The sequence below is a fragment of the Methanobrevibacter sp. DSM 116169 genome (genome assembly GCF_046197865.1).
In the GTDB taxonomy this organism is placed as follows: Archaea; Methanobacteriota; Methanobacteria; order Methanobacteriales; family Methanobacteriaceae; genus JAHKLT01.
In genome coordinates this window covers 1,512,645-1,529,228 of record NZ_CP166990.1, presented here as the reverse complement: position 1 = coordinate 1,529,228, position 16,584 = coordinate 1,512,645, and the positions used below count along the sequence as shown (strand labels likewise).

Sequence of the window (16,584 nt, the reverse complement as noted above, 5' to 3'; positions counted from 1 at the left end):
ATGCTTAAAAATATTTAAAAAAAGAAAAAATATAGGAAAATTAAATTTCCTATTATGCTCTTACAGTAATTATATTACTTGTAGTAGATTCATTGTATGTTGCAGTTGCAATATATGAACCTGGGTTTAAATTTATATTTAATCTTGCAATTCCGTTTCCATCAGTTGTTCTGTTGTAAAATACTCCATTAATGTTTATTGTAATGTTAGTATTAGCTATTGCTTGACCTGCACCATCTACTAATGTCATATCATAGGTATCATTAGTTCCAAATGTTTTATTTACATCATTTGCTGTTAATGTTGGTTTAACTAACACTAAACTACTTTGTCTCAATCCTTCATATTCTGCAGTTATTACATATTCACCAGGACTTAAGTTAATATTTAATGTAGCTATTCCTTGTGCATTAGTTGTTCTGTTGTAGAATACTCCATTAATGTTGAATGTTATATTTTTACCTACTATTGGAGTTCCATTTCCATATAATAATTGTGCTTCATATTGAGAACCATTACGATAATACTTTTCAAGATCACTAACAATTAAAGTAGAATTAACAAATAAACTAGTTGTTATACTTGCATTATTATATTTTCTAGAACCACCATAATTAGCTGTAATATTATAAGTATTAGGATTTAAATTAATATTTAAATACACTGTACCATTAACATCAGTAGTTCTATTATAGGTTACACCATTAACAGTAATTTGTATAAGTTGTCCTTCAATAGGATTACCTAAATAATCTGTTAAAGTAGCCCAATATTTTGTACCATTTTTATAAAACATAATTATATCATCAGATACTAAATCAACATCAGATTTATTAATTGTAATATTAGCTAAACTATTAAAACCATTAAAATTATCATCACCAGAATAAGTTATATTCAAAGTATAATTACCTGATCCATAATCACTTATATTAAACGTAGCTGTGCCATTAATAATTTCAGAAGTAATATTTGTACCATTTATTGTAATTGTTAAATTACCAGTAGCATTAGGATTGACAGTAATTGAAATAGTTTGATTTTCACTAGCAGCAATATTAGTATCGCCTAATGAAATATTTAATTCATCTGATTTAGCTATTGTGAAATAATATGTATCATTAATAGAAATTGTATAGTTTTGATTGTCTGTTGGTGTGAATGTAGCATTTATAAGATAATTTTTTCCTGCAGACATATTATTTAAGTTAATTTGTCCTTGTCCATTGATTATATCAGCTGTTTTTATGGTTCCATTTATATTAACAGTTATTGTTCCATTAATGTTTTTGTTATTATTTGTAGTAATATTGAAGTAGATATATCCATCTTCTTTATATGTTATGTTAATATCGCTTGTGATATTTATATTTGTAGTTGCTTTGTTGATTGTGAATTGTTCTGTGTTGTTTGTTGATATTGTGTAGTTTTGGTTGTCTGATGGTGTGAATGTTGCGTTTATGAGGTAGTTTTCTCCTGCTGGCATATCATTTATGTTGAGTTTTCCATATCCGTTTTCTATATTAAGGTTTTTTATGGTTCCATTTATATTAACAGTTATGGTTCCATTAATTTTTTTATTATCAGTAGTTGTTATATTGAAATGAATATATCCATCTTCACTATAAATAATATTTGAATCAACAGTGATGTTTAAATTTGTTGAGCCAATGACTTTTAATAATCCCATTTTTATAGTTAGATTATTTCCACCTTGATAAGTTCCATTTATATTAAATATTCCTACAGATGGAGGTAAGTATGTAATATTGTATAAACCATTAATATAATCACTTAAAACAATATCATCTAAATTAAGATTAGTCAATGTAATGTTTTGACCAACAATAATGTTGTTTTTATCATCAGTTAAAGTAGCATTTAAAATAACACTATTGCCGAAATCTGCAGTAATAGTATCTTCATTCATAATAATTAAATTAATTTTACTGGTAATAGTACCATTATTATAAATTTTTTCAATATTTAAATTATTATCCATAATATTATTATTCAAAAATAAGAAAGAATTAGCATTATTGTAAATTAAATGACTAGTAGTGTTACTATTTAAAATAGCATTAATTATATTTAAATTTCCATTATTATAGATAATTCCCTTATTATTTGTTCCATTTTGCAATGTTATATTTTCTAATGAAAATTCACCAGTATCAGTTATATTAAATAATATTGCAGCATTGCTACCATCTATAGTTCCATTAAAAATATTTACTTTTTCATCAATTAATATTCCATTGGTGAAATTTTCATCTGTACTAGAATTATATTTGACTATTTTTCCTTTCAAATCCATATTATAATTATTTAAAAACATTGTGAAATTTAACCATCTGAAATTATAGCCATAACCTAAAATATAGCTAATACTATTTAATTCACTATTTTTATAAAATAAGCTATAATTATTAGGGAATGTTATTGTAACATTGTTTGTAAATGGTTCTGTTTTATTTTTTGCAGAAAAAGATTCTAAATTATTATCATTATTTTTAAGAGTAACAAATATGTCACCTAGTTTATCAAGATTTAAAGTTTTACTTGTATCATTTAAAGCTATTTCAATATGATATGGTAAATCTTCATCAAGATTTAAAATTTCATTTGGTGCATCTAAAATTAAGTTTATTGTTATGAAATCATCTAATATTTTAGATCCATATATTAATTGAGAAAATTCTGGATTATTAGTTCCCCAAAAATTAGTGGATAAATCTACATTGCCTGAAGTTATAAATGCATCTTTTCCACCATTTGCACTATTATTGTAAAATATTGAATAAGAAACATTTAAATTACCTAATTCATTACAAATTACTCCTCCATGACTATTAACTGCATTTTGAGCAACATTATTTTCAAAAACACTATTAATTATATTTATATTAGCTTCTCGATTATAAATTACCCCGCCTTCGATGATTGATGCACCATATGCATTATTTTCTGTAAATGCACTATTAAATATATTAAAAGTACCTTTAAATGAATAAATCACTCCACCTTTTGAACTAGATGAACTTTGTACATTATTCTGTCTAAATGTACTATTGTTTATTGTAACACTACCTGCATTATTGTAGATTGTTCCACCATTTGCACTATTTGAACTTTGTACACTATTTTGCGTAAATATACTATTGGTTATTGTTAAAATATTGCTATTAAAGATTGCTCCACCCTGTGATGTTGCTGAACTTTCTGTAATTGTACTTTCGATTATTGTAATAGTTCCTGCATCATTAAAGATTGCTCCGCCATTAGCTGCATTGTTATTAGTAAATGTACTGTCTTTTATTGTAATGTTGCCTCCATTGGTGTTGTAGATTGCTCCACCACTCATAGTTGCTTTATTTTGTGTGATTGTACTGTTTGCTATGGTGATGGTTCCTCCATTATTGTAGATTGCTCCACCACTTATATCTGCAAGGCCTCCTTGTAATATAATATTTTTTAATATCAAATTCCCATTATTGCCTATATTAAATATTTGGCTATTAATACTAATGGGGGCATCAACTGCCTTAATTGTAAATCCATTTCCATTTATAGTTATATTTTTATTAATGTGTATTCCACCACTATAGCCTCCCAAAACTTCCATTAACTCACATTCAACATTTCCTATTAAATTAACAACACCATTATCTCCAGCACTTCCTATTGCTGTATTTAAAGCTGCAAAATTTCCACTAGCATTAACAATAGCTTTTGCTTCATTATTACTTTCTATTTCATCTATTTCATTAATACTTTTAGTATTAATTTCCCCTTCTAATTCGACTGTTTCTAAATCAATTTCATCTATAGCTGAAACAGAACTTATAGAAAAAATTAAAATTAAAAGCAGTAAAATCGTTTTTAAGTATCCTCTTATCATTTGAATAATCTCCAATTTTGTTGTTATAATGTAAAACATTTTCAAATAATGAAAAATGTTTGAATATTACTCAATTAATTTATTATTATGATACTTAAAGTATTTTTCTTTTTAATTTTATGAAAATTAAATTTTTTAATACTAATTTTTTCTTATTTTTAAAATAGCTGTATATTTTTTTATAATTAATCTATTTTTATTGATAAAATTATATTAATTGATATTTTAACATAAGCTTTTTATACTATTAAAGAAATAATAGTATTAATTCTAACTTATTATAATATAAGTTGATTTATGGATTAAAAAATAATTATATTTATTAGATTTTGGTTATAGGTGAAAAAATGGTAGAAGTTTCAAATCTTTATAATTTAGACATTTACACTATTGCAGGTCAATATGTTGGAAGAGTGGCTGATGTAGTTCTTAATATAAGGTTAGGTACAATCTCTAAATTACAAGTTAAAGCTATAGAAATGGAAAAAAAACAAGTTGGTATCAAAGATATTTGGAAAAGAGGTTTCCAATTCATGCCTGAAGAAGAAGGAGTAAGAAGTTATAAAGATGATTTATTAACTATTGACTTTGATAAAGTTCAAGCTATTGGAGATATAATGTTAATTGATCCAAGGGATATTCAAAAAGCTAGCTTCCCTCCAAAAATGGAAAATATACCTCCTCAAAATCAACATCCTAACATGAACACTAGTTCTACTCCTGAAACCCAAGAAACTCCTGAAACTCAAATTAACAAGGATTTATCCTAATATTTTTCTTTTTTTATTTATTTTTTTTAATTTGAAATCAATTTAATCATTTGACTTTCTATCATATTTTTATAAAATAAAAATCATATTTTCTATTAATAGTGATTTTTATGAAGATTGGTATTTTAGGTTGTGGTGCAATAGCTAATATTGTTGTTAGTAAAATAATGACTAATTATGATGATATTAATTTAAGCTATTTTTTTGATAATGATATTAAAAGAGCTGAAAAATTAGCTAGTATGACTGATGGAAAAGCTACATCTAATTTTGATGAGATGATAGACAATGTTGATTTAATTTTAGAAGCAGCATCTGCAAAATCAGTTGAAATTTACGCATCACAAGTTTTAAAAAAAGGTAAAGATATTATAATTATGAGTATTGGTTCATTAATGGATAATAATCTTCGTGAAAATTTAATTAAAATAGCTAAAGATAATAATGCTAAAATTCATGCTCCTTCTGGGGCTATTTTAGGATTAGATGGAATAAAAGCAGTTGCAGATTTAAATTTAACAGAAGCTACTCTTATTACTCGTAAATCTCCAGAATCTTTAGGTAGAGATATTAAAAAAGAAGAAGTTTTATTTGAAGGGAAAGCATCTGAAGCTGTTAAAAAGTTCCCTGCAAATATTAATGTTGCTGCAGCTATTAGTTTATCTTGTAAAAGAAATATTGATGTTAAAATTATTGCAGATCCTTTAATTGATAGAAATATTCATGAAATTTATATAAAAGGAGAATTTGGAGAATTTTCAACTAAAGTAATGAATTTACCATGTGATAATAATCCAAAAACTAGTATTTTATCTGCATACTCTGCTATTAATCTTTTAAAAAATCTTAATTCAACTTTTTCAATTGGTAATTAAGGATGATTTTATGAAAGAATATGAGATTTACTCTAGTTTTAAAGTTCCAATGTGTTCTAAAACTATTTTAAGATTAGATGGTAGAAGTTTTCATTCATTATCATCTTCTTTAAATTTTGAAAAACCATATGATGAGAATTTTTCTAAATCTATGGTTGATGCATGTATTGAATTTTTTAAAGAATTCTCACCCAAATTCATTTTTACCTTTTCAGATGAAATAAATATTTTATTTAATAAACTACCTTTTTCTGGAAGAATAGAAAAAGTAGATTCAGTATTTCCAAGCTTTATATCTAGTTCATTAACACTTAACTTAAATAAAACCTATAATTTAAACTCAGCTAAACCTATTGCCTTCGATTCAAGAGTTATTACAATAACAGATCTAGAAATTTTCAAATATTTCAAGTGGAGACAAGATGAATCATGGAGAAATTGTGTTAATAGTTATGGAATTTGGGCTTTAAAAGAAAAATATGGTAATAAAGAAGCACAAGACAAAATTAATGGGCTTAAACTAAATGAAATTCATGAATTACTTTTTGATATGGGGATTAATTTAAATAATCTTCCTATTTGGCAAAAAAGGGGAATAGCTATTTATAAAAATAATTTAGAAAATTTATTTGTTGATACAGAAATTCCTAAATTTACAAATGAATTTTTCAAGAATATAAATATAATAAATGTGTGAAAATATGGGATTTTTCTCAAAAATTTTTAAAAATAATAATAAAAAATTTAATGAAGTTAAAGTAGATAGGGAAGTTATAGAGTCTTTTTTGTTTTATGCTAATGAATCTTACCCTAGAGAGTTTTTAGCTCTTCTTGAAGGTCAAATTAAAGATGAAATATTATATATTACTGGATTGATTTTCCTGCCTGGTGAAACATCTGATACGGGAGCAGTTCTTCAAACTGGATTACTTCCACCAACAATGAATTATTGGGGGTCAATTCATAGCCATCCAGGACCTAGTGCTAGACCATCTGGTGCGGATTTATCAACATTTTCAAAATTAGGTGTATTTCACATGATTGTATGTTTACCATATAGTTTTGAAACAATTATAGCTTATAATAAACGCGGTGAAGAAGTTCCATTAAATATTGGAGATTATAAATATTTATTTGAAAAAGAATTAAAAGAAGATTTTGATGGTGATTTTTTTGATGAAGAAGACTTTGACAATGATTTTGAGGATGAACTAGAAGAAAATGAAATAATTCCTCAAAAAGAAAATAATATTCCTTTAAATCAGATTGTTATTGACCCAGATGATTTAAATGATGGTGTTATAAATATCAATATTGAAGTTGATGAAAAGGGCAATGTAAAAAAAATTAATAAAAAAAGAAAATAAATCTATAAGGTTAATTTAACAACATTATAAATATTTTCTAAAGATTTAAGTTGTTCCATAACTTCTTCTGGAACTTCATGATCAAGTGTTAAGACCATAATAGCTTTTCCACTATCTAACTCTCTTCCAACTTGCATGACTCCGATGTTTACTTTATTTTCTCCAAGTAAAGTTCCAATTTTACCAATACTTCCTGGAACATCTTCATACTTAGCTATGAACATATGGCCTTCAGGTTTAACATCTACCCAATAATTATTTACTTTTAATATTCTAGGACCATGTAAATTAGTTCCTTCAGCTGAGAATCTTTCATTTCCATTTATTGCTGAGACTTTAATTAAAGAATCATATCCTTTTGCATCATTTCTAACACCTTCAGTTATTGTAATGCCTCTTTCTTTAGCTACTATTGGTGAATTGATAGTAGTTACTTCTCCTTTAAGATATGGATTAACTGCACCTTGTATGATACTTCTAGTTAATAATTCATGATTAGGTAGTTCTGCAACTTCTCCACCATAAATAATTTCAATTTCATTTAATTTTCCATTAACTGCTTGTGAGATGAAACTTCCTAATTTTTTACATAAATCTAAATATGGAGTATAATCCTTGTAATTATCAACTCTAGGCATATTTAAAATGTTTTGAGGTGTTTCATTTTTAGATAATGAGATTATTTCTTCAGCTACAATAATAGCTGCATCTCTTTGAGCTTCTTTTGTTGAAGCTGCAATATGGGGAGTTAAAATAATATTATCTAATTCAAATAATTTAGAATCTTTTTTTGGAGGTTCTTCTTCATATACATCTAATGCACAACCACCAATCACATCATCTTTTAATGCATGGTATAATGCTTTTTCATCTATGATTCCACCACGTGCACAATTAATGATAAAAGAACTATCTTTCATTATTTTAAATTCTTCTGTTGATATTAAATGCTTAGTTTCTGTTGTTAAAGGAACATGTATACTAATGAAATCTGCATTTTTTAAGACAGTTTCTAAATCTGTTAAGTCTACTCCCATTTGATTAGCTGCTTCATCAGGTAAATATGGATCATATACGATAGTATCCATTTTAAATGCTTTACATCTACTTACTACTTGAGAACCTATTCTACCCATTCCAATAATACCGAGTGTTTTGTTTTTAAGCTCCATTCCCATGAATTTTTTCTTTTCCCATTTGCCTTCTTTGACAGACTTATCTGCAATAGATAATTTACGTGCAAGAGATAACATGAGTCCCATGGTATGTTCTGCAACAGTAATAGAGGTTGATTCTGGAGAGTTAACTACCATTATTCCTTTATCAGTAGCAGCATTTACATCTACATTATCTACTCCTACACCAGCTCTTGCAATAATTTTAAGATTATCTGCAACTTCTATTACTTCTTTAGTAACTTTAGTTCTACTTCTAATTACAATACCATCATATTCATTAATAGTTTTAAGTAAATTTTCTGGAGTAATAGTTGGATCTACGACCACATCAACTTCTTTTTTTAGTATTTCAATACCTTTTTCATTTATTGAATCTGCAACTAATATTTTCATATTTTCACCATTTAATGCTCCTTTTTAAATAATTAATCAGATTAAATTAAATTAAATTTTAGAAAAATATTTAAATTTTAATAATAATATTAAGAATTATATTTATTATTATATTTAAAAATTTTCGAGGTTAAAAAATGGTATCAATAGAAGAATTTCCAATTTCAACAACCAATGATATTCCTGGTTTTGAAATTGTAGAGTGCAGGGGATTTGCTTATGGCCTTACTGTTAGAAGTAGAGGTGCTGGAGGACAGATTACAGCAGGTGTACGCTCTCTTTTTGGGGGAGAAATAAAAGAATATGTTCAGGTAATGGAAGAATCTAGAAATGATGCATTAGAAAGATTAATAGCTCATGCAAAAGATCTTGGAGCTAATGGACTTGTTGGAGTTAGATATGATTCTGATAATATCTCTGATATTATGCAAGAAATTCTAGCTTATGGAACAGCTGTAGTAGTTAAAGAAAAATAAAATCTGGTGATTTAAATTTTTAATGATTATTTAAATTATAAGGATAAAAAGATCCCTCAAGCTATTTTGGGATCTGCTCCTTTTACAGGTGAAACTTATTTTGGCCATAGAGCTAGATTGTATCAGTTAGATTTACATAGAAATCCTGAAAATATTTCTAAAATTATTTTAGCAGCATATGATCAGGGTGTTAAAGGAATTAATTTAGTCAATGATGAATCTTTACTTCAAGCTTGGCAAATAGCTGAAGAACAAGGATGTAAAATGGATATTATAGCTACAATTGGAAAAAGAGAATCTAATTATATAAATCCAGATTATGAAATTTCTAAAAATGTAGATTATACAGAAGACATTGAAATTTTCAATTCATTAGAATCTAAAATAATGTTAGTTGATGAGTTTATAGTAGATAGCTATGATTGGAATTTAATTGAAATAATTTTAGATGAAATTAATAATACTTCACTATCAGGGATTATAACTTCATTTCCATATAGGACTACTGAAGAAATTTTAAATTCAGATTTTAATAAAGATTTATTTGATTTTTATATGATTCCAATTAATCAACTTGCTTATATGATGGATTCACCTTCATTTCTTCAAGATGAAAGGGAAAAATTAAAAAATCTTTTAAGTTCACTTGATAAAAAAATAATAGCTAGTAAAGTATTAGCTGCAGGAATTCAAATGCCAATTGATGCATTTACTTTTATGAAAAAATTAGATTTTATAGATTTAATGACAATTGGTGTAGCTAATGAAAATGAAGCAAAAGAAGATTTTTCTGTTTTATTTGAAAAGTAAAGTTATTTTTTATCAATAACTTCATATTTTTCAAAAGGAACAAACCCTTCATTTTCTATTTCTTCATTTAAAGATTTTAAACCAAGTTCCAAATCAGCAATAGCCTTTTTTGTTGATTTTCCTTTTGTAATTTGTAAATATTGCTCAGGACTTATTTTACAGTATTCACATTCAAAATTACAACAACGATCTTCTTCTTCACACCCATATTCTTCTTGTGTTTTATCAGATCCTATAATTAAATCTTGTATTAATAATGGCACACGTTCATCATGTGCAAACATAGCTATTTTTTGTGAGTAGGAACATATTCCAATAGCTTTTTGACCTCTAAAATTACATATCCATTTTATAGGATAATTTTTTGCTCCTTCGAGTGTTAAATTTGACATATTATCTAATTATCCTTTCTCTCTTTTATAACTTTTAGTAAATCTTTTGAATTTCCAAACTCTTTTAATTCCCAGGATTTTATAACAGGAATTCCATCTATAGATTCTTTAAGTTTTTCATTTTTTATAATAAATGCAGGTTCTGATGAGGTTATATTTGATAAATCTTTTAAAGAAATTGCCATCTTCTCAAGTGTTTTTATTTTACGGTTTTTTTCCATATTAAACATTAAAGATGATTTAATTTCTTCTTCACTTTTTGCAACAGTATCAAATGGACTTTTATTAGTTGAAATTACTCCATATCCTAATCGATTTAATTCTAAATTTTTATCTTTATTTTCTTCATTTTCACTGTATGGTTCAAATAAATCTATATCTACAGTTATTTTTGTATTTAAAATATCTTCTAACATCATAGCTGTTTCAGTATTTGTTTTAACAATTCCATTTTCATATTTATACATGGTTGTTCTTGAAACATGGGCTAAATCAGCTAAATCTTTTAAAGATAAGGAATATTCTTCTCTATATTCTTTTAAAACATCTCCATTGATTTTAACATAATATCCTCCACGATCTGCTAAAACTTCAGGATATTCATTATAAAGAATCATGTTTTTTAAAGTGTTTAAACATATTGCAGGAACTCCATGACGTTCATATACAACATCTTCTTCTAAAAGACCATTTTTAGATTTTTCCCCTACAATTAAAGGAGATGCTAAAAAGATTTGAGATATTTTCCTCATTTCTTCTGCATGTGTTTCATTAATACTATCTACATTTGTAAATGTTTTTAAAAGTAAAATTAATAATTTTTTTCGAGCTATTAAATCAAAACATCTTTGATCATAAACATTGGATGTTTCAAACCCTTCAGAATTTAGTAAATTATTAATTTCTTTTATTAGTTCGTTTCTAGCTAACATAGAAGCACCTATGTATTTTCTATAATTATTTTAATTATAATAATATTTAAAAGGAATAATATTTAAATTTTACATATTATTTAGATGGTGATTATAATAAATTTTTTATATATTGGAATTGATGATACTGATTCAAATGAAGGAATGTGTACAACATATTTAGCTAATAGCATCATTAATAAATTTAAAGAAAATAATATTGAAATTATTGATTTTCCTCTTTTAATTAGATTAAATCCATTTGCAAAATTTAAAACAAGAGGAAATGGAGCTGTTTCATTTAAAATATTAAATGATGATAAAACAGATTTAGCTAAAAAAATAGTATTAGATGAAATTAAATCTTTATCAATGTTTGAAGCAGATAATACCAATCCAGGTGTAATATTTTATACAGGTGAAATTAATCAAGAATTAATTGATTTTTCAAAAAAAGCTATGAATTCAATTATCACAATTGATGAAGCAAAAGAATTTGTAGATAAAATAAATGCTGATGCACACATGTTTAAAAATGGTAGAGGAATTATTGGATCTCTTGCAGCTATTGGATATCAAATAGATGATTTTACATATGAATTACTTTCTTATAGAATTCCTGATAATTATGGTAAAAATAGAAAAATAGATGAAAAATCTGTTTTGAAAATGGATAAACAAACATATCCAGATACTTTTGAAAATTATGATTACACAGAAAATTATATGGCTATCGAACCTAAAACACCATGTCCTGTTTTATATGGAATAAGATCAAATAATATAGAATCACTAAAAAAAGCAGAAACTATTGTTAAAGTTTTAGAACCTATAGAATCTTCTTGTATTTTTAAAACTAACCAACATACTGATGATCATATTCAAAAAATTGATAATATTTCTGATTTAGAAAAATACTCTTCTTATAGCTTTAAAGGAGAACTTAAAAATAACCCTATTACAATTGAAGGAGGGCATGTTTTTTTTAAAATCAAAGATGAAACAGCCGAAATTGAATGCGCAGCTTATGAACCAACAAAAAATTTTAGAAAAATTGTTTTAAAATTAGTTAAAGGCGATATTATTGAACTTTATGGAGGTATTGGAAAAGAAAACACATTTAACATAGAAAAATTCAAAGTAATAAAATTAAATAATATTAAATATAAAAATCCTATATGTGAATGTGGTAAAACATTATCTTCAGCTGGTAAAGGTAAAGGTTTTAAATGTAAAAAATGCGGATTTAAAACAAAAGATAATGATAAAATAGCTACAATAATTAAAAGGGACTTAATTGAAGGAGAATTTTATGAAACTCCTATTTCTGCAAGAAGACATCTTGCAAAACCATTATGTCGTATGAATTTAGGCGTTTAAAAAAGTATTAAAAAAATAATATGTATAAAAAATTCTATACATATTAAAAAAATAATATGTATCATATGTATTAAAATTTTCATATGTATAAAAAAAATAATACATGTCATATAAATCAGGGGATAAAATGATTTTAGAAGAAATTTCAGACTTTATTTATAATTTTCACTATGATGAAAAAGATATAAAAACAGTACAAATAGCTAAAGCTGCTTTTTTAGATTTTTTTGGGGTTACTTTAAGGGGTTATGAAGAAGATGCTACAAAAATAGCTTTAAAAACTGTTATTGATCTATTTTCAACTAATAAAAATCTTAATTCTAGTGTTATTGGAAATGATAAGTTAAAACTTCCAATATTAAATACTGCTTTTGTTAATGGAATTTCTGCTCATAATTTAGAACTTGATGATGGCCATAGAATAGCTCAAATGCATCTAGGAGCTATTGTATTTCCTACAGCTATTGCAATTAGTGAAGAAAACAATATAAATGGTAAAGATTTTTTAGAAAGTATTATAGTAGGATATAAGGTAGGAATATTTTTAGGGGCTTTAATAAACCCACAACACAGAAACAATGGATTTCATACAACAGGAACTATTGGAACATTTGCAGCATCTGCTGTAGCTTCGAAATTATTAAAATTAGATAAAGAAAAAATTTTAAATGGATTTGGTCTTGCAGGAACTCAATCAGCAGGTCTTCTTGAATCAGGTCATAGTGGAAGCATGGGTAAATCTTTAAATGTGGGAAAAGCAGTTTATAATGGAATGCTTGGAACTTATTTATCAAAAAATGGTTTTACTGGAAGTAAATCAATTTTTACTGGTGAAAATGGTTTTTTAAATAGCTATGTTTTTAAAGATAAAAAATTAAATGAAAAGCATATATCTAAAAGCTTAAAAGCTGTTAATATGAATGGTATTTACTTTAAAAAATATCCATTTTGCAGACATATTCATTCAGCTATTGATACTGCATTAAAACTTAGAATAAACATTTGTGAAGAGTATGAGGCCATTGATAAAGTTCTTGTTAAAACATATTATATAGCTGCAGAACATGATAATTATAATCCAAAAAATAAATTAGAGTTAAAAAATAGTTTACCGTATGCAGTAGCTATAGCTCTTGTTTGTGGTGAAATTACACTTAGTTTAATTGATAATCTTATTGAGAAGGGATTATTTGAAGAAGAAAGTACTTCAAAAGATGTTAATGATATAAATACTTTAGTTAAAAAAATTAAAATTATTCCAGATGAAGATTTAAACAATTTATTTCCAAATAAAAGACCATGTAATATTATAATTAAATTAGATGAACGCTTTAGAGGAGGATTATTCCAAAACACTACTATGATTCCAAAAGGGGATAAAGAAAATCCATTATCTTTAGAAGATTTAATTGAAAAATTTAAAACTTTAAATCCTAAATATAATTTATCTAATTTATCAATTATTGATGATATGGAAAATTATGATATGAATCAGGTTATAGAAATTTTAAATGGATGATATTATGGAATTTACAAAAAAATCTTTAGAAAAATTAGGTATTAAAGAGATAAATAGTGATTTTGAATCTTTAAAACGATTTAATGATGGAGGCCAATATAGATTTGAAGTTCCAGGTATTCAATCTCCTGATGCAATGGAAACTTTGTTGAATAATGCTAAAAAAGAAGATTTAACAATTCATAGAATAACACAAACAAAAGGAATAATGCTTTTAACTAATGATGAGATAAAAGAAATGGTTGATATTTCTAAAAAATATGAAATAGAGCTATTTTTATCTATTGGACCAAGAGCAACTTATGATACAAGTGCATCAGTAAATACTGAAGAAGGAAAAAGAATGGCTTATAGAATTAGAGGCTATGATAATTTAGTATATGCTGTTGAAGAAGTTTTAAAAGCTGTGGAATTTGGTGTTAGAGGAATACTATTATATGATGAAGGATTGTTATGGGTATTAAACAATATGAGAAAAAATGGGGATTTACCTAAAAACATTAAATTTAAAATATCTGCACACACAGGTCATGGAAATCCAGCATCTTTTAAATTACTTGAAGAAAATGGTGCAAATTCTGTTAATCCTGTAAGAGATTTACAAATTCCAATGATTGCAGCTATTAGATCCTCTGTTTATATGCCTTTAGATTTACACACAGAAAATCCTAAATCAAGTGGAGGATTTATTAGGCATTATGAAGTACCTGAATTTATTAAAGTAGCATCTCCAGTATATTTAAAAACAGGAGGCTCTATTGCAAGTAACCATAATTATGATACATCAGCTAATGAGGCAATACTTAGATTAAAACAAGTAAAACTTGTTAGTGAAAAAATTGATAAATATTGTTCTGATGCAATTATGTCATCTTATGGATCAAAAGATTTAGCTATTCCAGAATAAGGGATAAATATGAATATTAAAAAAAAGGTAGAAGAAGCTATTATTGATGCTAGTATTTCTCAATATGATAATAATATAGATGTATTTTTAGATGCATTAGAAGAAGAGAAAAAATACAATAATGAAAATGCTGTTTGGGCATTAGAGATGATTATTAAGAATATGAAAATAGCTAAAGATAAAAAACTACCTTTATGTGATGATACTGGAATTCCACATGTTTTGATTGAAATAGGAAACAATAGACAGATAACTGGTGAAATATTAAGCCAAATTAATGAAGGAATTGAAGAAGGATTAAAATTACTTCCTGGTAGACCAATGGCAGTAAAAGGTAATGATATCCAACGACTAGAACAATCTGAAGGTTTATATGAATCTCCTTCAATGCTAAAACCAGCTAATTTTATAATAGATAATGGAAAAATCGAATCTTCTTATAAAAGAGAAATTGATGAAGATACATTGAATATTCATTTAGCTCTTTTAGGTGGAGGCCCTGAAATAAGAGCTAAAACACATAGAGTTTTTCATAAAAATGATTATAACAATGTTATAGATGGAACTATTAATTGGCTTAAAGACTCTTTAAAATTATTAGGATGCACTCCAGCTATTTCATCAATTGGTATTGGGAGAACACATATTGAATCTAGCCAATTAATGCTTAAAGGATTAATTTATGGAAATTTAAAAAATCAATCAGAAATTGAAACTTATATTACTAATGAATTAAATAAAACAAAAATAGGACCTCTTGGACTTGGTGGTTGTAAAACTGTTCTTGGAACATTTGTAAATATTGGACCTCAAAGAGCTAGTGGAGTTAGAATAGTTTCTTCAAGACCAGCTTGTTTTGTTGAACCAAGAGTAGCTACAATTAAAATTTAGGTATATTATGAAAGAAAATAATTTTAAAATTAATCATCATCATTTAAAAACAGCTATTTCAGATATTAAACCTAATTTGATTTATACAAGAGGATATAATCAAGAAGATTTAATTGAAAAAGTTTCATTTAGTGATATGATATTTTTACTTTTAAAAGGACTACTTCCTTCAAAAGAGGAAAGTAAAATGTTTAATCATGTTTTAGTTTCATTTTGTGATCATGGAGCTACTCCTCCAAGTACGCAAACTGCTAGGTTGATTTCATCATCTGGATCTCCAATGAATAGTGCAGTAGCTGGAGGATTATTATCATTTGGTAAAAATCATGCTGGAGCTATTGAAAAAGCTATGAAATTATATCAAAATTCGATTAAAACTTTAAAATTAACTGATGATGATGAAATTAATAATCAACAGATTGTACAACTAGCTATTGATATTTTCAACCAATTTAATAAAGATAAAGAAAAAATACCTGGTTTTGGACATAGGTATCATGATAAAGATCCAAGAGCATCAAAATTATTAGATTTAGCTATAAATGAGGGGATGGTTGGAAATCACACAAAACTTGCATTTACACTTCAAAATTTATTAAAGGATAATAAAAACATTCAAATTAATGTTGATGGTGCAAATGCTGCTTTACTTTCTGATATGGGATTTAATCCGAAAATAGGATTAGGTATTTTTATTATTGGAAGAACTCCTGGAATTGTTGCTCATGTATATGAGGAATCCATTGATGAAGAAGAATTTAGAAAGTTTTGTGATTTAAGTGATATAATATTTGAAGGTAATAAATAATTTAAA

At 26.1% G+C, this 16,584-nt stretch carries 15 protein-coding genes; 11 read left to right on the top strand and 4 right to left on the bottom strand.

Annotation, left to right across the window (positions count from 1 at the left end):
• Window positions 1-52: 52 nt before the first annotated feature.
• Entirely contained in the window at window positions 53-3,901 is a 3,849-nt protein-coding gene (locus ACA134_RS07385) for a beta strand repeat-containing protein (protein ID WP_409199779.1), read from the bottom strand.
• 347 nt (window positions 3,902-4,248) lie between these two features.
• On the opposite strand from ACA134_RS07385, the gene ACA134_RS07380 reads away from it, so the two are divergent.
• The 4 genes from ACA134_RS07380 (at window position 4,249) to ACA134_RS07365 (ending at window position 6,913) form a co-directional block, all read left to right on the top strand.
• Window positions 4,249-4,671: a PRC-barrel domain-containing protein gene (locus ACA134_RS07380; protein ID WP_409199778.1), complete on the top strand. Its 423-nt coding sequence runs from the start codon at window positions 4,249-4,251 to the stop codon at window positions 4,669-4,671.
• 110 nt (window positions 4,672-4,781) lie between these two features.
• On the top strand, window positions 4,782-5,546 hold the full coding sequence (locus ACA134_RS07375; protein WP_409199777.1) for an aspartate dehydrogenase: 765 nt from the start codon (window positions 4,782-4,784) through the stop codon (window positions 5,544-5,546).
• Window positions 5,547-5,556: 10 nt separating this feature from the next.
• Window positions 5,557-6,243 (top strand): tRNA(His) guanylyltransferase Thg1 family protein, encoded by a 687-nt coding sequence (locus ACA134_RS07370; protein WP_409199776.1) that lies wholly within the window; start codon window positions 5,557-5,559, stop codon window positions 6,241-6,243.
• A gap of 4 nt (window positions 6,244-6,247) precedes the next feature.
• Window positions 6,248-6,913, top strand: a complete 666-nt coding sequence (locus ACA134_RS07365) for a Mov34/MPN/PAD-1 family protein (protein ID WP_409199775.1) — start codon at window positions 6,248-6,250, stop codon at window positions 6,911-6,913.
• A 2-nt stretch (window positions 6,914-6,915) separates the two neighbouring features.
• Here the strand turns inward: ACA134_RS07365 and serA are convergent, their stop codons facing one another.
• Window positions 6,916-8,484 carry a phosphoglycerate dehydrogenase gene (gene serA, locus ACA134_RS07360; protein ID WP_409199774.1) on the bottom strand — a complete coding sequence of 523 codons (1,569 nt, stop codon included), beginning with the start codon at window positions 8,482-8,484 and terminating at the stop codon, window positions 6,916-6,918.
• A gap of 137 nt (window positions 8,485-8,621) precedes the next feature.
• Between serA and ACA134_RS07355 the strand changes: the two genes are divergently transcribed.
• On the top strand, window positions 8,622-8,960 hold the full coding sequence (locus ACA134_RS07355; RefSeq protein ID WP_409199773.1) for a heavy metal-binding domain-containing protein: 339 nt from the start codon (window positions 8,622-8,624) through the stop codon (window positions 8,958-8,960).
• Window positions 8,961-9,026: 66 nt separating this feature from the next.
• Window positions 9,027-9,770 (top strand): hypothetical protein, encoded by a 744-nt coding sequence (locus tag ACA134_RS07350; RefSeq protein WP_409199772.1) that lies wholly within the window; start codon window positions 9,027-9,029, stop codon window positions 9,768-9,770.
• A gap of 2 nt (window positions 9,771-9,772) precedes the next feature.
• Here ACA134_RS07350 and ACA134_RS07345 read toward each other — a convergent pair whose 3' ends face one another.
• Both ACA134_RS07345 and ACA134_RS07340 read right to left on the bottom strand, forming a co-directional pair.
• The gene (locus ACA134_RS07345; protein WP_409199771.1) at window positions 9,773-10,162 is read right to left on the bottom strand and encodes a hypothetical protein; all 390 of its coding nucleotides are present in this window, start codon (window positions 10,160-10,162) and stop codon (window positions 9,773-9,775) included.
• A 5-nt stretch (window positions 10,163-10,167) separates the two neighbouring features.
• On the bottom strand, window positions 10,168-11,094 hold the full coding sequence (locus tag ACA134_RS07340) for a transcriptional regulator (protein WP_409199770.1): 927 nt from the start codon (window positions 11,092-11,094) through the stop codon (window positions 10,168-10,170).
• 87 nt (window positions 11,095-11,181) lie between these two features.
• Here ACA134_RS07340 and ACA134_RS07335 point away from each other — a divergent pair, with 87 nt between their 5' ends.
• The 5 genes from ACA134_RS07335 to ACA134_RS07315 all read left to right on the top strand — a co-directional run bounded on the left by ACA134_RS07335 (window position 11,182) and on the right by ACA134_RS07315 (window position 16,578).
• Complete coding sequence (locus ACA134_RS07335; protein WP_409199769.1) at window positions 11,182-12,453, top strand: DUF1743 domain-containing protein; 1,272 nt, start codon at window positions 11,182-11,184, stop codon at window positions 12,451-12,453.
• 127 nt (window positions 12,454-12,580) lie between these two features.
• Entirely contained in the window at window positions 12,581-13,972 is a 1,392-nt protein-coding gene (locus tag ACA134_RS07330) for an MmgE/PrpD family protein (RefSeq protein WP_409199768.1), read from the top strand.
• 4 nt (window positions 13,973-13,976) lie between these two features.
• Window positions 13,977-14,879 (top strand): peptidase, encoded by a 903-nt coding sequence (locus tag ACA134_RS07325; protein ID WP_409199767.1) that lies wholly within the window; start codon window positions 13,977-13,979, stop codon window positions 14,877-14,879.
• Between the two features lie 9 nt (window positions 14,880-14,888).
• A complete protein-coding gene (locus ACA134_RS07320) occupies window positions 14,889-15,770 on the top strand; it encodes a fumarate hydratase (protein WP_409199766.1) in 882 nt (293 codons plus the stop codon).
• Between the two features lie 7 nt (window positions 15,771-15,777).
• Window positions 15,778-16,578 carry a citryl-CoA lyase gene (locus ACA134_RS07315; protein ID WP_409199765.1) on the top strand — a complete coding sequence of 267 codons (801 nt, stop codon included), beginning with the start codon at window positions 15,778-15,780 and terminating at the stop codon, window positions 16,576-16,578.
• Window positions 16,579-16,584 lie beyond the last annotated feature (6 nt).